This window comes from Ruegeria sp. YTSA219, from assembly GCF_059609985.1.
Genome location: NZ_JBXWMT010000014.1, coordinates 70,019 through 94,339 on the forward strand (window position 1 = coordinate 70,019; position 24,321 = coordinate 94,339).

Consider the following 24,321-nt stretch of genomic DNA (forward strand, 5'->3'; position numbering starts at 1 on the left):
ATCAGGAGTGGTATTCAAGCGCCGAGATCGACGCTCGCCTGTCCAGATCGCATCGGAATTCGTCTATCCTCGTGGTGGCTGGACCCGGGCCTTTCACTATGTGAAACACCGCGTCCGGCGATTGCCGGATTCACCTGAACGCATCGCCCGCGGGGTAGGGTTTGGAGTGTTTGCGGCCTTTACACCTTTTTACGGGCTGCATTTTGGCATTGCCGCCCTGGCTGCGCGATTGTTCAACGGCAATATGCTGGCTGCACTCAGCGGTACGTTTTTCGGAAACCCTTTGACCTATGTGCCCATCGGGGTGGTTTGCCTTCAGACCGGGCATTTCCTGTTGGGCACCGAGTTTGAAGAGGGCGACACCCATGGGCTTATGGGGAAGTTTGCCAATGCGATCGGTGATCTCAAAGACAACCTGATTGCAGTATTCACTGACCGGGTAGCTGACTGGCACGGGCTGGGAATTTTCTACGACGAGGTTTTCTTTCCGTACCTGATTGGCGGCATTCTTCCCGGATTGCTGGCTGGGGTGGTTTGCTACTATCTCAGCCTGCCGCTGGTCCACACCTATCAGCAACGGCGTCGCGACAGGATCAAAAAGAAGTTTGAAGAAATCAAACGTCTGGCTGAATCCGAGGCTGCCGTTCCAGAGTCAAACCAACTAGGCTCGAGCCAGGATTTGGGAAAGGAATCAAAGGATGTCTGAGAACCGTTTGCGTCTCGGTGTGAATATCGACCATGTGGCCACAGTGCGGAATGCACGTGGTGGGGTCTATCCCGACCCTTTGCGCGCGGCCACGCTGGCCGAGCAGGCCGGTGCAGATGGCATTACTGCCCATCTGCGCGAAGATCGCAGGCATATTTCGGACGCAGATATTGACGGGTTGATGGAGGTTCTTTCGGTACCTCTGAATTTTGAAATGGCAGCCACGCCCGAGATGCAACAAATCGCTTTGCGCCATAAGCCGCACGCGGTCTGCATCGTCCCCGAAAAGCGCGAGGAACGGACCACCGAAGGCGGGCTCGAAGTCGCGCGCGAAGAAAACAAACTGGCCCATTTCATTGCACCTTTGCGTGATGCGGGCTGTCGCGTGTCGATCTTTATCGCCGCCGACCGTCGCCAGATCGAGGCCGCGCATCGCATCGGCGCCGAAGTGATCGAACTGCACACAGGCGCCTATTGTGACGCCCATGCCGAAGGCAAACTGGATGAGGCAGCGCAAGAGCTGGAAGGCCTGCGCGACATGTCCACCTTTGCCCATTCGCTCGGCCTCGAAGTGCATGCCGGACATGGTCTGACATACGACACGGTCAAACCTGTCGCCGCTTTCCCCGAGGTGCGCGAGTTGAACATTGGTCACTTTCTGATTGGCGAATCGATCTTTTTGGGCATGACCCCCGCCATTCAGGAAATGCGCCGCCTGATGGATGAGGCGCGGGGATGATAACCTCGGGTTTCATAGCAATCTGGATCGCCTGGCTGATGGCCGGAGGCTCACCCGGTCCGGCAACCATGGGCATCGCCGGAACTGCAATGAACGAAGGCCGCCGCGCCGGCCTGGTCTTTGCACTGGGCATCTGTGCTGGGTCCGCTGCCTGGGGCATCGCCGCCGCGCTGGGCCTGTCGGCGATCATGCTGGCCAATGTCTGGGTGTTCGAAGTGATCCGCTATGTCGGTGTAGCCTATCTGGGCTGGCTGGCGCTCAAGGCCCTGAAACGGGCGCTGTCGTCGGAGGAGATGGCGTTGGGCAACCCGGTCACCGGCTCGCTACGCACCATCTTTGCCAAAGGCGCGGCGATCCACCTGACCAACCCCAAGGCGATCCTCAGCTGGGGCTCGATCTACGCCATCGTTGCCCCGAATGACGCCAGCTTGTCGATGCTGCTTGGCTATTTCGGCCTGCTCTACGCGGGCTCGTTGCTGATTTTCATCAGCTATGCATTCCTGTTCTCGTCTAAGCGCACAGTCGGCGCCTACCGCCGCGCCCGCCGCTGGTTCGATTTTGCCTTTGCCGGGTTCTTTGGGGTGGCAAGTTACAAGATTTTGACGGTGCGGTTGTCATGATCCTAGGCATCGGCACAGACCTCGCAAACATAGACCGCATTCAGGGCACGCTCGATAGGTTTGGTGACCGGTTCCGTAACCGCGTTTTTACCGACACTGAACAACGCAAGGCCGAACGCCGTGCAGACACAGCAGGCACATACGCCAAGCGCTGGGCCGCGAAAGAGGCGTGCTCCAAGGCGCTGGGCACCGGGCTTCGTATGGGGATTTCCTGGAAGGACATGGCTGTAACCAACCTTAAAACCGGCCAACCAGTGATGCATGTGACCGGTTGGGCGGCGGAACGGCTCAACGATATGACCCCCGAGGGTCATGCGGCGATCATCCACGTCACCCTAACCGATGACCACCCCTGGGCGCAGGCCTTCGTGGTGATCGAGGCGCGCCCAATTCGCGAACGCAGCGCTCTGTCTTGACTAACCCCGCCGCGCCGCGCATGTAGCACCCCAACAAACCAAGGACCGGAGAGCAGCATGGCCGAAGACGTCAAAACCGGAAATCCCGTGTGGGAGACGATCAAAACCATCGTCTATGCGCTGTTGATCGCGGGCGTTTTCCGTACCCTGTTCTTTCAGCCGTTCTGGATTCCGTCAGGGTCGATGAAACAGACCCTGTTGATCGGGGATTTCCTGTTCGTCAACAAAATGGCCTATGGCTATTCCTATGCTTCTTGCCCCAGTCTGATCATCCCCAGCGTCGGCCTGAATATCGACGCCGAAGATGTTTGCGGCTGGATGCAAAGCGATGACAACTCGCGTATCTGGGCCGGTGATCCCGAGCGCGGCGATGTGATCGTATTTCGCCATCCGGTGACCGGCCGCGACTACATCAAACGCCTGATTGGCCTGCCCGGTGATCGTATCCAGATCATTGAGGGCCAGATCATCTTGAACGGGACGCCGGTTCCACAGCAGCCCGATGGGGTCTTTACCGAGGTCGCGGCTCCGCAAGGTCCGCAGGGTCTGCGCCCGCGCTGTGAAAACGGCCCGGTTGGCCGTGGTGGCGTGTGTGAGAAATCCCGCATGATCGAAACCCTGCCCAACGGGGTGTCCTATGATGTGCTCAATATCGGTAATCAGGGGTCGGACAATACCGGCGTCTATACAGTGCCCGAAGGCGAATACTTCTTTATGGGCGATAACCGCGACAATTCCAGCGACAGCCGCCTGCCGCAATCGGCCGGGGGTGTCGGATATGTACCCTATGAAAACCTGATTGGTCGTGCAGATCGCATCATGTTCTCCTCCGCTGGCCGGTCGATGCTGTTCTTCTGGACCTGGCGCGGAGACCGTTTCTTTAAGGCCGTGAATTGAAGCTATCCGCCGAAATAAAGGCGTTTCAAAAGCGTCTGGGGTATGAATTTGCCAACCCCGAGCTGTTGGTGCGCGCGTTGACCCATGGATCGGTATCCTCGACTACGCGCCCGGACAACCAGCGGCTCGAGTTTCTGGGCGACCGGGTGCTGGGTCTGGTGATGGCGACGGCCTTGCTGGAGGCGGACAAAAAGGCCAGCGAAGGTCAGCTTGCACCCCGGTTCAATGCGCTTGTGCGCAAAGAGGCCTGTGCAGATGTGGCGCTGCAGATTGATTTGGGTGCTGTACTGAAACTGGGCCGGTCTGAAATGCTGTCCGGTGGGCGGCGCAAACAAGCTTTGCTTGGCGACGCGATGGAGGCGGTCATCGCTGCAGTTTATCGCGACGCCGGGTTCGAGGTCGCCAGCGCCGTTATCCTAAAACTCTGGGGTGATCGCATCCACGATGTCGAGGCCGACGCCCGTGACGCCAAAACGGCGCTTCAGGAATGGGCGCAGGCACGGGGCCAGAAACCGCCCAGCTATGTCGAAGTCAGACGCTCTGGCCCGGACCATGCGCCGGTCTTCACCATTGCTGCGCGTCTTCAGGACGGGGCAGAAGAGCAGGCAACAGCAGGGTCAAAGCGTCAGGCCGAACAGGCGGCTGCCAAGTCGTTGCTGGACCGTTTGCAGAATTAGTCTACCGGGTAAAAATAGTCGGTCTCCTGAGGGCTGGCCGGAAATGCCTATCGGTCGAACCCGGGTCATTTCGGTGACGGGTCGCCCACCATACCCCACCCAATGCCATCCTGAATGCATGTGCCAAAGCTGCAAATCGCTCTGGTCCGCTGCCTCTTTCTGCGATAGGGAGGCCCATCTGCAAACAGGATCAAACCCCAGATGACGACACGCGCCGGATTTATCGCCCTGATCGGAGAGCCCAACGCAGGCAAATCCACCCTTCTGAATCGCATGGTCGGGGCCAAGGTCTCGATCGTGACACATAAGGTTCAGACGACCCGCGCCCGCATCCGGGGCGTGGCGATGGAAGGTGATGCACAGCTGGTCTTTGTGGACACGCCGGGCCTTTTCAAACCGCGTCGCCGTCTGGATCGGGCAATGGTGGCCGCCGCATGGGGCGGGGCCGCGGATGCCGATGTGGTTGTCCTGATGGTCGAAGCGCATCGTGGCATCACCGAGGGCGTAGAGCGCATCCTTGAAGGTCTGAACGAGATCGGTCCGGGCCGCACCGTCGCGCTGGCCATCAACAAGATCGACAGGGTGCAGTCCGAAGTTCTGCTGGCCCTGACCAGCGACCTCAATTCGCGCTACGCGTTTGCCGAGACCTTCATGATCTCGGCCGAGAAAGGCCATGGGGTTGACGATCTACGTAAATGGCTGGCAGGCGAATTGCCCGAGAGCCCGTGGCTGTATCCCGAAGACCAGATCGCTGATCTGCCGTTGCGTATGATCGCGGCTGAAATGACACGCGAAAAGCTGACCCTGAGGCTGCATCAGGAACTGCCCTATCAGCTGACCGTCGAGACCGAGAATTGGGAAGAGCGCAAGGACGGGTCGGCAAAGATCGACCAGATCATCTATGTCATGCGCGACGGCCATAAAGGTATCGTTCTGGGCAAAAAGGGCGAGACCATCAAGGCCGTCAGCCAGGCGGCCCGTGCCGAGCTGGAAGAGTTCCTTGATCGCAAGATCCACCTGTTCCTGCAGGTCAAAGTCCGGCCAAACTGGCTGGAGGAATCTGAGCGCTATTCGGAAATGGGTCTGGAATTCAAAGACGGAAACGCATGACGCGACTGACGGCAGACTTCTGGGTTCACGCCTATCTGGCACGGTTGCGATTTCAGGAAATACCGGCCTTTGTTGTGGCCCATGGTGACGACACAGCCGGCGCGGTTTTGATCAAGCTCAACACGTTGGACGGTCAGGCCACAGCCTTTCAGCGCAGCTTTGATCTGATGAGCGGTGAGCGCAAGTGGGTTGAACTCTCCTCTGGTCCCGAGGTCGATGTGGACGAGGCGATCCAACGCCAGCGCAGCTTTGACCCTGACCTCTGGGTGATAGAGGTCGAAGACCGGCAGGGGCGCCATTTGCTGGGTGAGGACGGTCTGGATTAGCGGTACTAGCACAGACGCGGTGCAGGCCTCTGCCAAAGTTATGGCATAGGTCTTGGTAAGACGGTCCATTTTCGCTATTTGTACGCGTATTTAACGGATGGTGCGGAAACGGGTCGTTGCAGCCTATGACAAGGATAGAGGTCTTACGTTGGCTGAAACAATTGGTCAGAAGTTCATAAAGTCAAACCTTGGTCTTGTGATGAAGCACATCGAGGGCTTCATGGTATTTGTCGGCATTTTAGGCCCATTTGCCACGCTTCCACAGCTTGTGAAGCTCTTCTTTACCCACTCTCAACATGCGTCGGGCCAATCTCTGTTAACGTGGTCGCTCTATGCGGCGTTGTCTTTGCTTTGGTTCATCTACGGTCTGATCGTCAAGAAGTTGCCCATCTATGTTGGCAACGGCATTTCTATGGTGCTGAACCTTCTTATGGTCCTGGGTATCCTGATCCACGCGGGGGTCACGTTCTGACCCAATAGGTCGTCGATTTCCCTGTCTCTCTTGCAGTGGTCCCGGCTTTGCGTTCTTTTGCTCGGGCAGGACTGACCCCACAAGATTGGACACGCTTTGGACTGGCGCGACCACGGCATACTTCTGACCTCACGCCGCCATGGCGAAACGGCGGCGATTATCGAAGTCTTTACCGAAGGCCACGGTCGTCATGCCGGCGTCGTACGTGGTGGAACCAGCCGCAAGATTGCGCCGATCCTGCAGCCCGGGGCGCAATTAGATGTGCTTTGGCGCGCACGACTCGAGGAGCATATCGGCACTTTTCAGGTCGAGCCCCTGCGGTCGCGGGCGGCGGCGGCGTTTTCGGGTAGGCTTGCGCTGGCCGGATTGAATGCGGTGGTGGCACTGCTCTCGTTCTGTTTGCCTGAGCGCGAAGCGCATCCGCGCATCTATAAACAAACCGAACAGTTGATGGACCTGCTGGGTCAGGACGAAATTTGGGTGCTTGCCTATCTGCGTTGGGAATTGTCGCTGCTGGAAGAGCTGGGGTTTGGCCTTGACCTGACACGCTGTGCCGTGACGGGTGTAACAGAAGGTTTGGATTATGTTTCTCCGAAAACAGGTCGTGCGGTCAGCGCTGATGGGGCAGGGGACTGGGTGGATAGGTTGCTTCCCTTGCCACCTTGCCTGCGTGGCGTGGGCGACGCGCCGGATACCGAATTGGTGCAAGGATTGTTGACCACCGGACATTTTCTAGAGAACCATGTTGCTCCGTCGTTGGGGAACAACCCTCTGCCCGGCGCACGGGCGCGGTTTATTGATCAGATCAATCGGCAGCTTTGAACACCATTTCCTGTCCGTCCTCATTGCGCAATATCAGCAGGTTCCCTGATACTTCGGATTGGGTCATGGCAAGCAGGGCGGCGAAATAGATCCCTTCTGCCTCAAGCCCGGCACAGGCGGCACGGGTCGCTGTCAGGCCGGTCAGCTCAAACCATGGATAGGGCACGTTAAGCCTGCCCGTGTAGCTGTTGCAGGGGGCGTTGCCCGTTACTTTGCCTTCTTCCAGAAATCGCAATAAGGCACTTGCATTGTAGGGCTGACCGTTGATCTCTTGCAGGGCCCATTCCCGTTCGGCAGCACCATAGGCCGCAACGGTTTCATCCTTCTGACATTGGAGTAATCCGGAAAGGGAAAGCAGCATTATGTAACGCAACATGGCAGAATTCCTGAAATCAGCGAAGAACAGTTTCCTGGGCTTGGACGCATTGTTTTGAACCGACTAGGTAAAGGATCGGATACAATGGTGACCGTTGACTTGCAAAACATCTTGGACATATTGAAAGCGAATAACGGGCCTTTCCTAAGATTTGGGCAGTTAGGTGGAATTTTTACACCGGTATATACGCCAGGTTTATTTGATTTTGACCTGATAGAATTGGAGCTTCGTAGTGAGCGGAAATGATGATGTTGGCATGGGGCGGATGCGACCTGTAACCAAGTTTTTTATGATTTTGATCTATGCCCTCTTTCTCTTCCTGCTGGTTGAACTGCTTTCGTATTTCACAGTGGTTTATGTGTATGACAACACGCTGGGCAATACGGCAGAGCGACATCTATACTCTTCGATCCGTGGTCACAAACTGAACCCAGACTATCAGCGAGGATTTGATACTGGCGGACAGCGTATCCATTCCGATCAAGGGTTCCGCCACGATACGCTGATTGAACAGCCAAAACCCGACGACACGTTCCGCATTTTTCTGATGGGTGGCTCAACTGCTTATGCCATCGGATCGCAGGGCAGTATTTATCCTGACCACCCAACGCTCGCCAATCAGGAAACGGTTGCGTATTTCCTGCAGCAGGACCTGCGCGAGCGGTTGGGCGATCAGATGCCCGGTGTGACGATTGAAGTGATCAACGCCGGAGTTGTTGCGTATCACAGTTTTCAACATGTGTTGTACCTGTACGAGACGCTATATGAGTACAGCCCGGACATGATTGTGTTTCTGGATGGCCACAATGATTTTTACAATGTTGGGGTCGATAATCCGGTCCAAAGTTATGCTTACTCGTCCGCACGCATGATTGACGCCTTGAATGATCGCAAACCCTTCTTTTCAGCCTATGCGTTCCTGCGGTACCCGGCGCAGTATTCCTATACCTTCAAACTGGCTTCGAAATTTACGCAAGGCTTGTTCGACCGCTATGAAATCCCCAAAAATATCACGTATGGGGATGTTACCGCCTTGCAAAGAGACTTTTCAGCAGAGCTTGCGCAGACTGCAAAGGTCGGATTTTTGCGCAATTACAAGCTGATCGAAACATTCGGCGACTACCACGGGTTTTGCTATCACGTCTTTTTGCAGCCTGAGGTCGTCTATGAGGACACCAATGTCCTAAGCGAGACCGACCGCGAAATCGCCCAGCTCACGCGGGATTGGTACAAGCCGGGACGCGAAGATCTGATGCATCGCGCGCGGGTCGATTTCCCTGCTTTGTTTGAAGAGGCCAATGTGCCTTTCACCGATATTGCCGAGATCGGCGGTCCCCTCCACAAAGACAAGGTGCTGTATGTCGATTACACGCATCTGACGCCCGAAGGGTCAAAGCTGGTGGCTGCGCGGATGCTGCCCGTGGTGGCGGAACGGATCAGCCAGTGTAAGACCCCGTCCTGACCTCAGTAGGGTTGCTCTCCGTTTAGCAAAGCGGTGCGCACCTCCATGCGGGTACGCCAGTTGTATCGCGTATCTTCGCGCGTTGGCGCCCAAGTCAGCGCGCCACTGTTGCGCCATGGGTCAAGGATGATGCCTTCGAACATCGTGTCGCCCTTTGCGCTGATCACTGCGGAATGGTGGATGATCCTCAGCGGCGTTGGCGGTGATGTAGCCCAGTGCATTTCCAGGGTGCGGAAGTTTTCGGCCCTTAAACGGCTGGTCATCGCTTCGGCCCAGTCGTTGCACAGGCCGCGCTCACGAAATCCGTTAATGACCTTGGCGTTGTGGATGATGGCCGGGTCGGTGACCTGCCATTCTCGGGCCAGACGCTGCGAATAGGTATAGGCAATGTTGGCCGCCTTCTGTGCCTCGGCTGGATCAACCGCGGGACCCATGGAACGGATGGCCAACGCCAGTTCGTCTATGTCGTTCTGCGTTGCTGTCGGCTGAGAGGTGGTGGCACAGCCAGCAAGGGCCAAGGCCGCAAGCGTGGCCAGAAGGGCAAGAATGGATCGGGTCATGTGGTTCGCCGCTGGTTCGTGATCGCACGCTGATCTACCGGGAATATCGGCGCTGCGATAGGGGGAAGTTTCTGCCGTGGCTGGTCATGGCTGAACGTAGACAGCAGGGAAGGTAAGGGTAGGATTTCGAGGAACTGAGGGCTGCAGTAGTTTGGGCAAAAAAAGACCCGGCGCGCGCGCCGGGTCAAGTCGGGGAAACAGGGTTGCCGTTACAGGTTAGCTCAGCAAACGCCGCGCGATCACCTGTGCCTGAATTTCGGCAGCCCCTTCAAAAATATTGAGAATACGTGCGTCACACAGCACGCGACTGATCTTGTATTCCAGTGCAAAGCCGTTGCCGCCGTGGATCTGCAGGCCGTTATCGGCAGCAGCCCAGGCCACGCGGGCGCCCAGCAGCTTGGCCATCCCGGCCTCAAGATCGCAGCGATGACCGTTGTCTTTTTCCCAAGCCGAGAAATAGGTCAGCTGTCGTGCGATCATGATCTCGACCGCCATCATCGCCAGCTTGCCGGACACGCGGGGGAAGTTGATCAGCGACTTGCCGAACTGTTTGCGGTCCTGCGCATATTGCATGGCGATGTCCAGCGCGCTTTGGGCCACACCGATGGCGCGGGCTGCGGTCTGGATGCGGGCGGATTCGAAGGTTTCCATGAGCTGCTTAAAGCCTTTGCCTTCTTCGCCGCCCAGTAGGTTCTCACCCTTGACCTTGAAGCCATCAAAGCCCAGCTCGTATTCTTTCATCCCACGATAACCCAGAACTTCGATCTCGCCACCGGTCATGCCAGGGGTGGGGAAGGGGTTGTCGTCCGTGCCGGGCGTCTTTTCCGCCAGGAACATCGACAGGCCGCGATGATCGGAAGTGTCAGAGTTGGTGCGCGCCAGCAAAGTCATCACATGGGTCCGGGCCGCATGGGTGATCCAGGTCTTGTTGCCGGTGATCTCGTAATCACCTTCGGTATTCTTGACTGCTCGGGCGCGCAAGCTGCCCAGATCAGAGCCTGTGTTGGGTTCAGTGAAAACTGCTGTCGGCAGTATCTCGGCGCTGGCGATCTTGGGCAGCCACTGCGCTTTTTGCTCATCCGTTCCACCGGCAATGATCAGCTCGGCCGCGATCTCGGACCGGGTGCCCAGCGATCCGACGCCGATATAGCCGCGCGACAATTCTTCGGACACCACGCACATCGAGGCCTTGGAAAGGCCAAACCCTCCGAACTCTTCGGGGATGGTCAGGCCAAATACACCCATCTCGGCAAGTTCCTCGATGATTTCCATCGGGATCAGCTCATCCTTGAGGTGCCAATCATGGGCGTTTGGTTCGACTTTTTCCTGGGCATAGCGGCGGAACTGGTCGCGGATCATTTCCAGTTCTTCGTCCAGGCCCGACGTTCCGAACATCGTGGCACCGGCCTGTTCTTCCATCAGTTCAACCAAGCGACTGCGTGCAGCCTGTGAATTGGCCTGTGCCATCAGTGTCTGAACTTCAGCGCATTGGAAACCGGACAGCGCGTCCCAGCCCAGACCCATGTCCTGAAGACGCAAAATCTCACCCTGGTTCATTGGGATGCCGCCCGCGACCTGATGCAGGTATTCACCAAAGGCGATTTGGTGCAGCAGCTGCTCGATCTCGCCGAATTTGCCTTCTGCCTCCAAAGCATCGGCCCAGCGTTGCATTTGCTGCAGCGACTGGTTGTATGTCGCCAGCCATGCCAACCCATGAGCGGCGGTCTGATTGGCCTCGATCAGAGCGCCGGACACGCGACCATCTTCTGTCACCATCGCGCGGACCGACTCGCGGGCGCGTTCGAATACGGTGTCCACAGCCGGCAGAGCCGCACGTGTCAGCGTCAGAAGCTCGGGCAAAATCGCGGATGCAATCATCTGGGTCATATCCTGTCCGTCATGGGCCATGAATCAGCTCTCTCCTAAAGTCGTCTGGTCATATCATGCTGCACGTGCAGCGCAACAAAAATACGAATTATGCGACTAAAAAGTTCTAAAGTTGCTTGATCATTTTTGCAGTGCAGCACCTGTCAGGAGTGATATCAGGGGGACATGACGTTGTTTTCTATGCTCTCTGCCCAAGAACTGCTGCTGGCCTGTGGGGTTGCCTTCATTGCCGGTTGGGTCAAAGGCATGGTCGGGTTCGCCATGCCAATGGTTCTGATCTCTGGGCTGAGCATGTTCCTTTCGCCGGATATGGCGATCGCGGGGCTTATCCTGCCAACCCTGGTGACAAATGGGGTGCAGGCATTGCGCGGGGGTGTTCCGGCCGCCGTGTCCTCGATCCGTCAGTTCCGTGTATTTCTGGTTGTCGGGTTGGTGTTTCTGCTGATTGGTGCTCAGTTGGTCAGCGCAGTGCCAGCATCAACTTTTTTGTTGATGATTGGCATCCCGGTGACAGTCTTTGCATTGATCCAGGTATTGGGGCTGCGTCTGAAATTGGCCAGCCCATCTGCCCGAATAGAGGGCATGATCGCTGCGGTTGCAGGCTTTGTCGGGGGGATGTCTGGAATTTGGGGACCACCAACCGTGGCTTATCTGACCGCCTTAAACACCCCGAAAGCGGTGCAGATGCGTGTGCAGGGGGTCATCTATGGTTTGGGGGCGCTGGCGTTGCTGTTCGCGCATATGGGCTCCGGGATTTTCCGCGCCGAAACCGCTCCGTTCTCGGCTGCTCTGGTGCTGCCGGGGCTGGCGGGCATGTGGGTGGGGTTGCAACTGCAGGCGCGCATAGATCAGGCGCTGTTTCGCAAGATCACCCTGTTCGTGCTGCTTATCGCAGGGCTGAACCTGTTGCGACGCGGGCTGATGGGCTAGGCACGCCGATCTATCGCGCGCAGCGTGAAATAGAGCCCCAGCATCAGAAAGAACAGGCCCGAGATATCGCCGATCAGGAAGGCGATATATTCCAGCCCACCGCTGCCAAAAGCCAGGTTGGTCAGTACGGACACCAATACTGACGTGACGATCCCGACCCCCATCACGCAGGACCAGCATGGTTTGCGGTCCGGGTGGGGAAACAGATCGAAGCCGACCCATTTGCATAGGTAAAATACAGCAGGAACGGTTGTGACGGCGATTGCTATGGCGGCCAGACGGTTGGGCAGGAAGACGTCGCTTCCGCCGAGAAAGGCAAAGACAAGAAAGACACCGGGCAAGAGCGCAAAAATCGCCCGCCACCCCAACAACCAAGCAGAGAGCACACGCACACCATGCGGGAGAAACAGCAGGCTGGCCTTGCTGGGATATTCGGGGAAGAATACGTTCTGCAGTGGCATCAGAACCTCGAACGTAAGGAACGAGGCAATTACGTAGGCCAGTGAGGCAAAGAACGTTTCAGAGGCCCATCTGCGCACGGCGGTCAGCCAGCAATGCGCAGATCAAACGCTTTATTACTTAGGCGCATGCACAACATACCGTCCACGGTTCGCGCTACCGCTTTGTGACAAATACCCCTTCTGCACCAGCGACTTCAGCGCACGAAAAAAGGTCGGGCGCGAGACGCTTTGCACAAGCGTGTGTTCAATCAACCCAAATGTCCGAACTTCCTGGTCAGCTTTGGACAGTTCTTCGGCGGCGTAATAGATATCGCGCTCTACCGGTGAGAGTTGTTCCAGCCCCAACGTGCGCTCCATGCTTTGCATCAGTTTGCGCAGTTCGGTCAGTTTCAAGATTTCAGTCATTTCGTTACCTGTCGTTTCCCATGTCACGCGCTGCGACAAAGCAGCGGTATGAGACGAACTGAAATCTGAATGTTCAGAAAGTCTCATATTGACACTCATCCCCATTGGCATACACTTGCTATCTGATTAGGTTTCTCAATTCGCGAATGTGAGTGCGCGGCTGAGTTACCCAAGGTATTTTTAAACAACGCCCGGCGCGATTGCGTCGGGCGAATTTGTCTTAATGACATCATTGGATAGCTTAAACCGGCAAATCGGGCAACGAATTTGTAAGGACACCTTACGTTAGACGTATAAGGACGATTGCCAACAGATGTGCTGTCCGAAAAAAAGGGGAGAGGTTTGCCCCCCCTTTTGCAACATTAACCGATTGCTACGGCTTTGATGTCTTCGTCGATGAAAGGCAGATACTGCTCAAAGTTTTCAGCAAACATCTGAACCAGCTTCTCAGCCTGTTTATCGAAGGCGGCCTGGTCGTCCCAGGTGCGACGCGGATCCAGCAGAACTTCGGCGACACCAGGGACGGAAACCGGCACATCAAAGCCAAAATTCGCATCCTTGCGGAATTCCGCATCCCGAAGCGATCCATCCAGAGCGGCAGTCAGCAAACCGCGGGTCGCACGGATCGGCATCCGGCTGCCAACGCCATAGGCGCCGCCAGTCCAGCCGGTATTCACCAGCCAGCAGGTCGCGCCGTGCTGGGCGATCTTGTCGCGCAGCAGGTTGCCATAGACTTCTGGGCGACGCGGCATGAACGGCGCGCCAAAGCATGTCGAGAATGTGGGTTGGGGCTCGGTCACGCCGCGCTCTGTGCCAGCAACCTTCGAGGTGAAGCCCGACAGGAAGTGGTACATCGCCTGAGCCGGGGTCAGCCGCGCAATCGGGGGCAGAACACCAAACGCGTCACAAGTCAGCATGATGATGTTCTTCGGATGCCCGCCCAACGCGCTTTTCGAGGCATTGGAGATATACTCGAGCGGATAGGCGCAACGCATGTTTGCGGTCAGCGAGTCATCTTCGAAATCCAGCTCCTTGGTCTCGGGATCGAAAACCATATTCTCGATCACGGTGCCGAATTTGCTGGTGGTTGCATAGATCTCGGGTTCGGCCTCGGCGTTCAGGTTGATCGTCTTGGCATAGCACCCGCCTTCGAAGTTGAAAGTGCCACGGTCTGACCATCCATGTTCGTCATCGCCAATCAAGGTGCGGGCCGGATCAGCGGACAGGGTGGTCTTGCCAGTTCCCGAGAGGCCAAAGAAGACCGCAGTATCTACGGGGTTACCGACCGCGTGGTTCGCCGAGCAATGCATCGGCATCACGCCTTTTTCAGGCAGCATGTAATTCAGTAGGGTGAAGACGGATTTCTTGTTTTCACCGGCATATTCTGTGCCGCCGATCAGAATCAATTTGCGGTCGAAGTTCAGTGCGATCACTGTCTCGCTACGGCAGTTGTGCTTGGCCGGATCAGCTTGAAAGCTGGGACAGTTGATGATTGTGAAATCCGCGATGAACTCATCCAGGTCTTCACGATCCGGGCGGCGCAGCAAGTGACGGATGAACAGATTATGCCATGCCAGTTCGGTGACCATGCGCACGTTGATCGAATAAGCGGGGTCGGCGCCGCCGACCAGGTCCTGCACAAAATAGTCACGACCCTTCATGTGCTCGATCATATCGGCATAAAGCGTTTCGAAACCCTCAGGGCTCATCTCGGCGTTGTTTTCCCACCAGATCGAATCGGCGACACTGTCGGTGCGGACAACATGTTTGTCCTTGGGAGAACGGCCAGTGAACTTGCCGGTACTGACAAGAAAAGCTCCGCCATTGCCAAGTGTACCTTCACCCCGCTTGAGGGCTTCTTCAATCAGTGCCGGTTCCATGAAGTTGTAATAGACATTGCCCAGACCCTCGATGCCCTGATCTTCGAGGCGGAATTGCGGGTTCACCCGTCCAGATGTCATGTGTGTCTTCTCCTGTGGCGGCGCGGCGGCAGATTGGCCAAGGTGCGCTCTTGGGGCAGTGTACCGGGAAAACCGGCGATTGGGCGGGTCTTATCATGGTCGTTTAGGGCGTGAACAGGACGGTTTGGCGCAGTTAGCGCAACCAAGTTCAGGTTTAGCGCCACCATGTTTTTTCTGCCGGAAATACAGACACTTTTCGAAGACCATTAACGGCTTTTTTGCCGCATGTGTGTGACAACAATCGCACGATTCGTAGATGGTGATTGATTCGCGGCCATAAAAACGACAAAAATGCCCTACAAATAAGCGAATTGTTTCGTATGAGAGCAGGAATAGGGGTTAACCCGATGTCAAAGATTGCACTGGTGGATGACGACAGGAACATTCTGACGTCCGTATCCATGACGCTCGAAGCCGAGGGTTTCGAGGTAGAAACGTATAACGACGGGCAGGCTGCTCTGGATGCGTTTAACAAGAAGCTGCCCGATATGGCAGTGCTGGATATCAAGATGCCGCGTATGGATGGCATGGATTTGCTGCAGCGACTGCGGCAGAAGACCCAGATGCCGGTGATCTTTCTGACTTCGAAAGATGACGAGATCGACGAAGTTCTGGGTTTGCGTATGGGTGCTGATGATTATGTCAAAAAGCCCTTTTCGCAACGGTTGCTAGTAGAACGGATACGGGCCTTGCTGCGCCGTCAGGAAGCGACCTCGGGTGATCCCGTGGCTGCCAACACAGGCGACGCCAAGGTGATGGAACGGGGCGAATTGCGGATGGACCCCTTGCGCCACGCGGTGAGCTGGAAGGGATCGGATGTCTCTTTGACAGTGACCGAGTTCCTGCTGCTGCAGGCCTTGGCGCAGCGTCCGGGATTTGTCAAAAGCCGCGATCAGCTGATGGATGTTGCCTATGACGATCAGGTCTATGTAGATGACCGCACGATCGACAGCCACATCAAGCGTCTGCGCAAAAAGATGCGCGCTGCTGATCCGGAGTTTTCGGCCATCGAAACGTTGTATGGTATTGGGTATCGGTACAACGAAGAATAAGCGTGGCCTAAGTTAAGGGGTTACTGGGTCTCGTGCGCGACACTGAGCAAGAAAACGAGTTACGCGACGGTGACGTCGTTCTTGGGGATGACTGGGTCATCCCCCAGAGCGACGATTCCGCCGAACTCAGGGCCACACGCGGCCGCCGCAATCTGTTTTCTCTGCGGGGCTCGCCTCTGGCGCGCAAGATCATCACATTCAACATGATTGCATTGGTGATTCTGGTCACCGGATTGCTATATCTGGATAATTCGCGAGAAGAACAGGTGCAGCAAACCGCCCGGAACCTGGTTGGTGATGCGCAGTTGGTCAGCAACGTATTTGAAACCCAACTGCGACAGAATGTGACTGGCATTACCCGCGACGCGGCCATTCTGGATGTCAAAGATACGTTGGCTGGTCTCAGCCTGCCGGTCGGCGGTGAAGTCTTTGTTTACGATGCTCGTGGGACGCTGATTGGTTGGACGCGCGGCGCGCCTGCGGTCTCAGAGATGCCGGTCATGCTGCGCTCAGAAGCTGATGCGCAGACTGGAAGCACACTGATCAGTGATGCCTTGAACGCGGTTTGGACCGGGCTGTCCAAAGTGTTCAAGCAAGATGAAACCAGCGAAGCGCCAACCTTGGCCCAACGCGTTCAGGCCATCATTCCACAGGCGCTGACCGGGCATATTCAGGTTCAGGCGGTTCAGGATGACGCAGGCGAAACGGTTATCGTTGCTGCGGCCCCGATCCAACTGGATGGAAAGCCCGTTGGCGCAGTTGCCATGGCCGGTCCCGCCGGAGAAATCGACGCATTGGCCCGCCGTGATCAAGAGCGGATTCTGCGCATGTTCGTCGTGGCGCTTTTGGTTTCCGTTGGCTTGAGCCTTGTCCTTGCATCGACCATCGCCAACCCGCTGGCCGATCTGGCATCCGCCGCCGAGATGGGCAAAGACCGCGGTGCGGGGGTCAACCCGGGCCGCATCCGCATCCCCGATCTGAGCGCGCGACCGGACGAAATCGGACGACTCAGCCGAGCTTTGCGCGGCATGGTTACAGCGCTGTACAACCGGATTGATGCAAACGAACAATTCGCGGCAGATGTGGCGCATGAGATCAAAAACCCCCTAGCCAGCCTTCAATCTGCTGTGGGCACGTTGCGCATGGTTAAAAGAGACGACCAGCGCGACAAGCTGTTGGGGGTGATCGAACATGATGTCCGTCGGCTGGATCGTCTGGTCAGCGACATTTCGAACGCCTCGCGCCTGGACGCCGAACTGGTCAAGGAGGAAGAGCAGCCATTTGATTTGTTGAACCTGATCGGAAACCTCGGTCAGTATCTGGGCGAGGATGCGCGCGCCAAGGGAATCGATTACATCACTGATCTGCCGCCCGAACCAATCACCGTGACCGGGCTTGAGGCGCGATTGGCGCAGGTGTTCGTAAACCTGATCACCAATGCGATTTCCTTCTGCGAAGAAAGCGATGCCATACGTGTGTGGGTACGCCGGCGCGAGGATCGGGTTCTGGTTGTTGTTGAAGACACTGGCCCAGGCATCCCCGAGCAGGCCCTGACCAAAGTGTTCAAACGGTTCTATTCCCAACGTCCCGTTGAGCATTTCGGCAATAACTCGGGGTTGGGTCTGGCGATCTCGAAACAGATTGTCGAGGCGCATGGCGGGGTGATTTGGGCCGAGAATATCCGCCCGACCGAAGCGGACATAACTTCAGACCCTCAGGGCGCGCGATTCGTCGTGGGCCTGCCGGTTTGACGCGGTGAGCACGTCCGCACTCTCCTCTGTTGAACACAAAGATACTGCCATCGTTCACGCCTCTTGTGTCGCGATAGCAGACCGTGCTGTTTTGATCGTGGGGCCTTCGGGCACCGGGAAGTCAGCGCTGTCTTTGCAGATGATGGCGTTGGGGGCCGATCTGGTCGCGGACGATCGGGTTCGGTTGTATATGGATGGCAATCTCGCCCTGGCAGAGGCGGCTCCAAATATCGGTGGACTGATCGAGGCAAGAGGTCTTGGCCTGTTGCGGGCAGTCTCGGTTGGGCCGGTGCCGGTTGGCTTTGTGGTGGACATGGCGCAAGAAGAACCCGAGCGCCTGCCAGAACCCCGTTCAATTCTTATCCTGAGGCAAACTGTTCCCTTGCTTCGGGGCGCTGGCGTCTCCAATTTACCAGCAGCGCTCTTGCTACTGATGAAAAACGGGTGCGCAGACCCGGAATGGCCCAATCAATGACGACCCAAAGACGCATCGTACTTGTCACCGGCCCATCCGGCGCAGGCCGGTCCACCGCAATCCGTGTGTTAGAGGATCTGGGGTTCGAGGCCATCGACAACCTTCCCATGGGTCTTTTGCTGCGTCTATTAGACGGGCCAAAAACCGACCGTCCCATGGCGCTTGGTATTGATGCGCGCAACCGCGATTTTTCCACGATTGGCGTCATCGAATTGCTGGCTAAGCTTCGGTGGATGGAACAGGTTGACCTGACCACGCTTTATCTCGATTGCAGCGATGAAGTCCTGCTGCGCCGGTATTCGGAAACCCGCAGACGTCACCCGGTGTCTGCGGATGCCAGCCCTGAAACCGGCGTGCGCCAGGAAAAAGAGTCGCTGGCCCCAATTCGTGAACTTGCAGATACGTTGATCGATACCACGCCACTGAATGTTCACCAACTGCGCGAAGAGGTAGAGCGTTGGTTTGCACCTCAGGGTGGGCGGCATCTGGCGGTAACCATCGAATCATTTTCCTATAAGCGTGGTTTGCCTCGCGGATTGGATATGGTCTTTGACTGCCGTTTTCTCACCAACCCGTACTGGCGTCCCGAGCTTCGGGCCGAAGATGGTCGCAATTCGGATGTGGCGAGCTATATTCAAACCGACGCGAACTATGCGCCTTTCTTCGAAAGGGTGGTTGACCTGCTGACTTTGTTGTTGCCCGCCTACCGGGCCGAGGGCAAAGCCTACCTGTCCGTGGCCTTTGGCTGTACCGGAGGGCAACACAGATCGGTTGCAATGGCCGAAGCGGTTGCAAGGGCCCTTGCAGAGGGGGGGCAGCAAGTGGCAATTAGGCATCGCGAAATGGAAAGACGATCGTTGAATGTGAGGCCGGATTGATCGGGATCGTACTCGTAGCACATGGTGGGCTGGCCAAAGAATATTTGGCCGCTATGCAGCATGTGGTCGGCAATCAGCCCGGCCTGGCCGCGATCTCGATCGAGGCCGATCATGATCGCGAAGCGAAGCAATCGGAAATCTGTGCGGCCGCCGACAGTGTTGATGTTGGTGACGGTGTTGTCGTCGTGACCGATCTGTTTGGCGGAAGCCCGTCGAATCTCAGCCTGCGTGCCTGCGCGCCGCAGGATCGCCGTATCCTTTACGGCGCAAATCTTCCCATGTTGATAAAACTGGCCAAATCCCGCCACCTGCCGATTGGCGAAGCCGTGCGGCAGGCAATGGAAGCTGGACGTAAGTATATCAATGCGCAAAATGTGACGTTTGATGAGAACCGGACAGATAAAGAATGACCACCCGAAGCTTGAAAATTATCAATGAAAAGGGCCTGCATGCCCGCGCCTCGGCCAAGCTGGTCGAGTTGGTAGAAGGGTTCGACGCTCAGGCCGAGGTGTCGAAAGATGGGCTTTCCGCATCCGGCGACAGCATTATGGGTCTTTTGATGTTGGCAGCGTCTCGCGGAACGACTATTGACGTCGAGACGTCCGGACCGGATGCTGAGGCGTTGGCTGATGCGTTGGAGACTCTGGTGAACGACAAGTTCGGAGAAGGTTTCTGACCGCACCCGCCGTGATACGAAGAACGGGATAACCAGGAATTGGCGGAAACAACGCACGAGACCAAGACAGGCCCGGTGGTGGATGGGACCAAGGACCAGGGCGAGATCTATGATCGTAAGACCCTGACCTACGCAAACTCGTTCGACGACCCTTGGACTGCAACAGCGATCCGCACCATTGAATGGTGTACGGGTAAGTTGACCATTTTGGGTATGGTTAACAAGTTCGAGAAGCAGAATGAACAATTCCGCGGCCAACGGTTCTGGGCAGGTGCGCTTAATATAATGGGCATCGACCTGACCACGCCAGAGGAACAGATCGCGCGTATTCCGAAAACGGGGCCCGTGGTCGTCGTAGCCAACCATCCCCATGGCATGGTCGACGGCATGATTTTGGCAGAGCTGATCGGCAGGGTCCGCAGCGACTATCGGATCTTGACCCGTTCGGTTCTGACAGGTTTGGACGAGGCGGCGACGTCGTTCATGATTCCGGTGCCCTTCCCGCACGATCCCGAGGCACAGGCCAAGATGCTTGAGATGCGCGGCAATGCGATGGAGCATCTGAAAAACGGGGGCGTTGTGGCCTTGTTCCCCTCAGGCGTCGTGATGTCTTCGGATGACTGGTTCGGGCCGGTGATCGAGCGTGAGTGGAACGTGTTCACGGCCAAAATGATCCGTCGATCTGGCGCGCAGGTCCTGCCGATCTTTTTCCCTGGCAGGAATTCGCGTGCCTACCAGATCGCCAACAAGCTTTCTGCGATTCTGCGCCAGGGTTTGTTGCTGCACGAGATCGTTCGATCCTGCAACAAACCGCAATCCCCGGTGATCGGAGAACCGATCTCGGATGAGGATATGCAACTGCTGGAGCGAGATCCGCGCGGCTTTATGGCTTGGCTCAGAAAGCACACGCTGGGTCTTGGGCAGGCAACCAAGCTCTGACCTGCAATTTCACCTGATCAGGACAATCTCGTGGCTGCGCCCGGATGAATTCCGGGCGGTGGCCTTTACCGGGTCGGCACTGGCGCCTCGCCCCGATAGTCATAAAAACCACGCTGCGTTTTACGTCCCAGCCAGCCCGCTTCGACATATTTCGTCAACAGCGGACAAGGGCGATATTTGGTATCGGCCAATCCATCATGCAGCACGTTCATAATGGCCAAACAGGTGTCCAGACCGATAAAGTCAGCCAGTTCTAGTGGTCCCATCGGGTGGTTTGCGCCCAATTTCATCGATTGGTCAATCGACTGAACATTCCCCACGCCTTCATACAGGGTGTATACGGCCTCGTTGATCATCGGCATCAGGATGCGGTTGACAATGAAAGCCGGGAAATCTTCGGCGCTGGCGGCAGTTTTGCCAAGGCGGTCTACAACGGCCTTACAGGCAGCAAATGTTGGTTGATCCGTAGCAATGCCCCGGATCAGTTCAACCAGTTGCATCACCGGAACTGGGTTCATGAAGTGAAAACCCATAAAGCGTTCGGGCCGGTCTGTTCGGCTCGCCAAACGTGTGATCGAAATAGATGACGTATTTGACGTCAGGATTGTATGCGGTTGCAGATGTGGCAGCAAACTTTCGAAAATGGCTTGTTTGACGGTCTCACGCTCGGTTGCGGCCTCGATCACCAGGTCAGTCTGGCCCAGCTGTGGCAGCTCCATTGTGGTCGTGATGCGTTTCAGCGCGGATTGCATCTCCTCATCCGAAATTTTTCCGCGCGATGCCTGGCGCGCCATATTTCCTTCAATCGTCGCCATGGCGCTGTTCAGCGCGTCCTGGCTAACGTCGTTCAGCAGAACGTCATATTCCGCCAAAGCCAGTACGTGGGCGATACCATTGCCCATTTGGCCTGCGCCAATCACTCCGACTGATTTTACATCCATTTTTTGATGCCTCTGTGCCACGGGGTAGGATGACACTATCGGCAGATCGGGGCGGGCGGCAAGGGGATCAGACCGTTCGACTTTGCTTCAAATGCGCACATTAGGAGATTCTCAAGGCTTGCGGCTGCAAGATGGCATCCGGGTGAAAATTGGGTGAGTGATATGAGCTATCATCAAGCTGGCTCGGGAAGACTCGAGCATGACGTGTGCCAATACGGTGAGTCACGATTGTGGTTTCGTGGGCCAATGCGTTCGCTGGAGAAGTCATTTGTGGCCTGCGCAGGTGGGACCGAAACATTCGGGCGATTCGTCGAGCAGCCATTCGCGGCAGTTCTCGAAGAGAGGTTGGACAGACGGTGCCTGAATTTCGGAAGCCTTTTTTGCGGCGTAGATGCGCTGTGCGATGACACGGAGTTGAGGGGTTTACTGAACCAAGCAGAGCTCTGCGTGGTGCAGCTTAGCGACATATTGGGGCAGTCCAATCGATTCTACCGGGTTCATCCCCGACGCAACGACCGTTTTCTGGCTCCGACAGAGGATCTGAAATCTCTCTATCCCCAGATCGACTTTGCCGATGTCCATTTCGTACATCACCTGATGATTTTGTTGCAGGGCCGCAATGATGCGCGGTTCGAGGTAATCGCAGAAGAGCTGCGACGGAATTGGATCGACCGCATTGGGGGGCTTGTTGAGGCGCTTGAAGCGCCTGTTGTCTTGTTGAATTTGCAGGTCCTGCGTGAGGCAGAAAGTGATCAGCCCAAGCACGGTGCTGATATTCGGATCACGCCACAGATGATCGAGGCCCTGCGCCCTCTCAGCGCCGAGATCGTTGAGGTGACGGTCAGCGTGTCGGGGCAGTCCGATGAGCTTGAAGATATGCTGTTTGGAACACTGCAACAGCCCATGGCGGAATATATGATAGGTCCTGCAGCACACAGGTCGATTGCTGACGCCTTGGTCGGTCCGATCAGAAACCTGCAATGAAAAGGGCCCGCCGATGGCGGGCCCAATGCAAGATTCTTCGTGGAAAAGTCTAGCCCGTTGATCAGCCGAGTTTCTCGGTCAGTTCTGGCACGGCCTGGAACAGGTCGGCGACCAGACCGTAATCGGCAACCTGGAAGATCGGCGCTTCTTCGTCTTTGTTGATCGCCACGATGATTTTCGAGTCTTTCATACCTGCCAGATGCTGAATCGCACCCGAGATGCCGACAGCGACATACAGATCCGGGGCAACAACCTTGCCGGTCTGACCCACTTGCCAATCGTTCGGAGCATAGCCCGAGTCGACTGCGGCGCGCGATGCGCCTACTGCGGCCCCCAGCTTGTCAGCGAGACCTTCGATCAGCTTGAAGTCCTCTTCAGAACCGACACCACGGCCACCCGACACAACAACGCCAGCCGAAGTCAGCTCGGGGCGGTCGCTTGTGGCTACCTTGTCTTCGACCCAGGACGATAGACCGGGGTTCTCGCCGACCGAGATGGTCTCAACGGCTGCCGAGCCATCTTCGCCCGCAGCATCAAAACTTGCGGTTCGGAAAGTGACGACTTTTTTGGCGTCTACAGATTTGACGGTCTGGATCGCGTTGCCCGCATAGATTGGGCGTTCGAAGGTCGAGCCGTCGACGACTCCGGACGCGTCCGAGATGACCATGACGTCCAGCAGCGCGGCAACGCGGGGCATAACGTTCTTGGCATCGGTGGTGGCGGGGGCAACGATGTGCTCATAACCATCAGCAAGACCTACGATCAGCGCAGCAGTGGATTCTGCAAGGCGATGGCCCAGCGATTCGTCCTCGGCGACCAGAACCTTTGAGACGCCGGTGATCTTGGCGGCAGCTTCACCGGCAGCAGCAGCGGAACCGCCTGCGGCCAGAACGGTTACATCACCCAGTGCCTTTGCTGCGTTTACAGCTTTGGCGGTTGCGTCCAGCGCCAGTTCACCATTGTTGACTTCGGCGAGAAGAAGAACAGCCATTACACAGCCCCCGCTTCTTTGAGTTTCGCGACAAGCTCGTCTACCGAGCCGACGATGATGCCAGCGGCACGTGCCTGTGGTTCTTCGGTTTTGACGACTTCCAGGCGCGGCGAGACGTCGACGCCGTAATCATCGGCGGTTTTCTCGTCCAGCGGCTTTTTCTTCGCCTTCATGATATTGGGCAGCGACGCGTAACGGGGCTCGTTCAGGCGCAGGTCCACGGTCACGATTGTCGGCATTTTGACGCTGATGGTTTGCATGCCGCCATCGACTTCGCGGGTGATCTTTGCGCTGTCGCCGTCGATGTCGATGTCGGACGCAAAGGTGCCTTGTGACCAGCCCAAAAGAGCTGACAACATCTGACCAGTTGCATTCATGTCGTTGTCGATAGACTGCTTGCCGCACAAAACGATACCAGGCTGCTCTTCCTCGACCACTTTGGCCAGGATCTTGGCAACGGCCAGAGGTTCTATGTCCTGATGGACATCATCTGCAGCAACGACCAGGATGGCACGGTCCGCGCCCATGGCCAGCGCAGTGCGCAGTGTTTCCTGGGCTTGTTTTACGCCGATAGAAACAACGACGACTTCGTCTGCCTTGCCTGCTTCTTTCAGGCGGATTGCCTCTTCGACAGAAATTTCGTCGAACGGGTTCATCGACATTTTGACATTGGCGAGATCGACACCGCTGCCATCCGCTTTGACGCGAACTTTAACGTTATAGTCAATCACGCGTTTGACAGGCACGAGTACCTTCATTTTGCGCTAGCTCCTCACAAAAAACGGCAAGCCGCGTCGCGACTCCACC

At 56.7% G+C, this 24,321-nt stretch carries 29 protein-coding genes; 20 read left to right on the plus strand and 9 right to left on the minus strand.

The window, feature by feature from the left end; genetic code table 11:
- Positions 1-7: 7 nt before the first annotated feature.
- From AC2FFB_RS16810 to recO, 10 genes are all read left to right on the plus strand, one after another.
- Positions 8-706, plus strand: a complete 699-nt coding sequence (locus AC2FFB_RS16810; RefSeq protein WP_142639238.1) for a DUF2062 domain-containing protein — start codon at positions 8-10, stop codon at positions 704-706.
- Complete coding sequence (locus AC2FFB_RS16815; RefSeq protein WP_281995877.1) at positions 699-1,445, plus strand: pyridoxine 5'-phosphate synthase; 747 nt, start codon at positions 699-701, stop codon at positions 1,443-1,445. The genes AC2FFB_RS16810 and AC2FFB_RS16815 overlap by 8 nt, the downstream gene beginning before the upstream one ends.
- Positions 1,442-2,065: a LysE family translocator gene (locus AC2FFB_RS16820; protein ID WP_282027895.1), complete on the plus strand. Its 624-nt coding sequence runs from the start codon at positions 1,442-1,444 to the stop codon at positions 2,063-2,065. Before AC2FFB_RS16815 ends, AC2FFB_RS16820 begins: the two co-directional genes overlap by 4 nt.
- Complete coding sequence (acpS, locus tag AC2FFB_RS16825) at positions 2,062-2,481, plus strand: holo-ACP synthase (RefSeq protein WP_142639245.1); 420 nt, start codon at positions 2,062-2,064, stop codon at positions 2,479-2,481. Before AC2FFB_RS16820 ends, acpS begins: the two co-directional genes overlap by 4 nt.
- Before the next feature lie 57 nt (positions 2,482-2,538).
- Entirely contained in the window at positions 2,539-3,378 is an 840-nt protein-coding gene (lepB, locus tag AC2FFB_RS16830; RefSeq protein ID WP_496694503.1) for a signal peptidase I, read from the plus strand.
- Positions 3,375-4,055: a ribonuclease III gene (rnc, locus tag AC2FFB_RS16835; protein WP_496694502.1), complete on the plus strand. Its 681-nt coding sequence runs from the start codon at positions 3,375-3,377 to the stop codon at positions 4,053-4,055. The genes lepB and rnc overlap by 4 nt, the downstream gene beginning before the upstream one ends.
- A gap of 201 nt (positions 4,056-4,256) precedes the next feature.
- Positions 4,257-5,165: a GTPase Era gene (era, locus tag AC2FFB_RS16840; RefSeq protein ID WP_142639251.1), complete on the plus strand. Its 909-nt coding sequence runs from the start codon at positions 4,257-4,259 to the stop codon at positions 5,163-5,165.
- A complete protein-coding gene (locus AC2FFB_RS16845) occupies positions 5,162-5,491 on the plus strand; it encodes a DUF1491 family protein (protein WP_142639253.1) in 330 nt (109 codons plus the stop codon). The genes era and AC2FFB_RS16845 overlap by 4 nt, the downstream gene beginning before the upstream one ends.
- Positions 5,492-5,639: 148 nt before the next feature.
- A complete protein-coding gene (locus tag AC2FFB_RS16850) occupies positions 5,640-5,963 on the plus strand; it encodes a SemiSWEET transporter (RefSeq protein WP_496875216.1) in 324 nt (107 codons plus the stop codon).
- 96 nt (positions 5,964-6,059) lie between these two features.
- Positions 6,060-6,785 carry a DNA repair protein RecO gene (recO, locus tag AC2FFB_RS16855; protein ID WP_496787653.1) on the plus strand — a complete coding sequence of 242 codons (726 nt, stop codon included), beginning with the start codon at positions 6,060-6,062 and terminating at the stop codon, positions 6,783-6,785.
- Here the strand turns inward: recO and AC2FFB_RS16860 are convergent.
- Entirely contained in the window at positions 6,769-7,161 is a 393-nt protein-coding gene (locus AC2FFB_RS16860; RefSeq protein WP_496752422.1) for an META domain-containing protein, read from the minus strand. The two genes, recO and AC2FFB_RS16860, sit on opposite strands and share 17 nt — an antisense overlap.
- A gap of 232 nt (positions 7,162-7,393) precedes the next feature.
- Here AC2FFB_RS16860 and AC2FFB_RS16865 point away from each other — a divergent pair, with 232 nt between their 5' ends.
- On the plus strand, positions 7,394-8,623 hold the full coding sequence (locus AC2FFB_RS16865) for an SGNH/GDSL hydrolase family protein (RefSeq protein WP_496678791.1): 1,230 nt from the start codon (positions 7,394-7,396) through the stop codon (positions 8,621-8,623).
- A gap of 2 nt (positions 8,624-8,625) precedes the next feature.
- Here AC2FFB_RS16865 and AC2FFB_RS16870 read toward each other — a convergent pair whose 3' ends face one another.
- Both AC2FFB_RS16870 and AC2FFB_RS16875 read right to left on the minus strand, forming a co-directional pair.
- A complete protein-coding gene (locus AC2FFB_RS16870) occupies positions 8,626-9,183 on the minus strand; it encodes a hypothetical protein (RefSeq protein WP_142639261.1) in 558 nt (185 codons plus the stop codon).
- 216 nt (positions 9,184-9,399) lie between these two features.
- Positions 9,400-11,091 (minus strand): acyl-CoA dehydrogenase family protein, encoded by a 1,692-nt coding sequence (locus AC2FFB_RS16875; protein ID WP_496694499.1) that lies wholly within the window; start codon positions 11,089-11,091, stop codon positions 9,400-9,402.
- Positions 11,092-11,235: 144 nt separating this feature from the next.
- On the opposite strand from AC2FFB_RS16875, the gene AC2FFB_RS16880 reads away from it, so the two are divergent.
- Positions 11,236-12,000 carry a sulfite exporter TauE/SafE family protein gene (locus AC2FFB_RS16880; RefSeq protein ID WP_496694498.1) on the plus strand — a complete coding sequence of 255 codons (765 nt, stop codon included), beginning with the start codon at positions 11,236-11,238 and terminating at the stop codon, positions 11,998-12,000.
- Here the strand turns inward: AC2FFB_RS16880 and AC2FFB_RS16885 are convergent.
- From AC2FFB_RS16885 to AC2FFB_RS16895, 3 genes are all read right to left on the minus strand, one after another.
- On the minus strand, positions 11,997-12,539 hold the full coding sequence (locus AC2FFB_RS16885) for a hypothetical protein (protein ID WP_271951321.1): 543 nt from the start codon (positions 12,537-12,539) through the stop codon (positions 11,997-11,999). The two genes, AC2FFB_RS16880 and AC2FFB_RS16885, sit on opposite strands and share 4 nt — an antisense overlap.
- 36 nt (positions 12,540-12,575) lie before the next feature.
- The gene (locus AC2FFB_RS16890) at positions 12,576-12,953 is read right to left on the minus strand and encodes a hypothetical protein (RefSeq protein WP_246097302.1); all 378 of its coding nucleotides are present in this window, start codon (positions 12,951-12,953) and stop codon (positions 12,576-12,578) included.
- A 275-nt stretch (positions 12,954-13,228) separates the two neighbouring features.
- A complete protein-coding gene (locus tag AC2FFB_RS16895) occupies positions 13,229-14,827 on the minus strand; it encodes a phosphoenolpyruvate carboxykinase (RefSeq protein WP_142639267.1) in 1,599 nt (532 codons plus the stop codon).
- Between the two features lie 347 nt (positions 14,828-15,174).
- Between AC2FFB_RS16895 and AC2FFB_RS16900 the strand changes: the two genes are divergently transcribed.
- From AC2FFB_RS16900 to AC2FFB_RS16930, 7 genes are read left to right on the plus strand one after another with little or no spacing between them, the layout of a single operon-like run.
- Positions 15,175-15,879: a response regulator transcription factor gene (locus tag AC2FFB_RS16900; RefSeq protein WP_142639269.1), complete on the plus strand. Its 705-nt coding sequence runs from the start codon at positions 15,175-15,177 to the stop codon at positions 15,877-15,879.
- 32 nt (positions 15,880-15,911) lie between these two features.
- Positions 15,912-17,630 carry a sensor histidine kinase gene (locus AC2FFB_RS16905; protein WP_281973490.1) on the plus strand — a complete coding sequence of 573 codons (1,719 nt, stop codon included), beginning with the start codon at positions 15,912-15,914 and terminating at the stop codon, positions 17,628-17,630.
- A gap of 4 nt (positions 17,631-17,634) precedes the next feature.
- Positions 17,635-18,105 (plus strand): HPr kinase/phosphorylase, encoded by a 471-nt coding sequence (locus AC2FFB_RS16910; RefSeq protein WP_142639273.1) that lies wholly within the window; start codon positions 17,635-17,637, stop codon positions 18,103-18,105.
- Positions 18,102-18,983 (plus strand): RNase adapter RapZ, encoded by an 882-nt coding sequence (gene rapZ / locus AC2FFB_RS16915; RefSeq protein WP_142639310.1) that lies wholly within the window; start codon positions 18,102-18,104, stop codon positions 18,981-18,983. Before AC2FFB_RS16910 ends, rapZ begins: the two co-directional genes overlap by 4 nt.
- Positions 18,980-19,393 (plus strand): PTS sugar transporter subunit IIA, encoded by a 414-nt coding sequence (locus AC2FFB_RS16920; RefSeq protein ID WP_142639275.1) that lies wholly within the window; start codon positions 18,980-18,982, stop codon positions 19,391-19,393. The genes rapZ and AC2FFB_RS16920 overlap by 4 nt, the downstream gene beginning before the upstream one ends.
- Positions 19,390-19,659 (plus strand): HPr family phosphocarrier protein, encoded by a 270-nt coding sequence (locus AC2FFB_RS16925; protein WP_142639277.1) that lies wholly within the window; start codon positions 19,390-19,392, stop codon positions 19,657-19,659. Before AC2FFB_RS16920 ends, AC2FFB_RS16925 begins: the two co-directional genes overlap by 4 nt.
- 39 nt (positions 19,660-19,698) lie before the next feature.
- On the plus strand, positions 19,699-20,598 hold the full coding sequence (locus tag AC2FFB_RS16930; protein ID WP_271951305.1) for a lysophospholipid acyltransferase family protein: 900 nt from the start codon (positions 19,699-19,701) through the stop codon (positions 20,596-20,598).
- 65 nt (positions 20,599-20,663) lie between these two features.
- On the opposite strand, the gene AC2FFB_RS16935 is transcribed toward AC2FFB_RS16930, so the two are convergent.
- Complete coding sequence (locus tag AC2FFB_RS16935; RefSeq protein ID WP_142639281.1) at positions 20,664-21,539, minus strand: 3-hydroxybutyryl-CoA dehydrogenase; 876 nt, start codon at positions 21,537-21,539, stop codon at positions 20,664-20,666.
- 162 nt (positions 21,540-21,701) lie between these two features.
- Here AC2FFB_RS16935 and AC2FFB_RS16940 point away from each other — a divergent pair, with 162 nt between their 5' ends.
- Positions 21,702-22,523, plus strand: a complete 822-nt coding sequence (locus tag AC2FFB_RS16940) for a DUF6473 family protein (protein ID WP_496875217.1) — start codon at positions 21,702-21,704, stop codon at positions 22,521-22,523.
- Positions 22,524-22,584: 61 nt separating this feature from the next.
- Here AC2FFB_RS16940 and AC2FFB_RS16945 read toward each other — a convergent pair whose 3' ends face one another.
- Entirely contained in the window at positions 22,585-23,514 is a 930-nt protein-coding gene (locus tag AC2FFB_RS16945) for an electron transfer flavoprotein subunit alpha/FixB family protein (RefSeq protein ID WP_142639283.1), read from the minus strand.
- Positions 23,514-24,272: an electron transfer flavoprotein subunit beta/FixA family protein gene (locus AC2FFB_RS16950; RefSeq protein ID WP_496690308.1), complete on the minus strand. Its 759-nt coding sequence runs from the start codon at positions 24,270-24,272 to the stop codon at positions 23,514-23,516. The genes AC2FFB_RS16945 and AC2FFB_RS16950 overlap by 1 nt, the downstream gene beginning before the upstream one ends.
- Between the last annotated feature and the right edge of the window lie 49 nt (positions 24,273-24,321).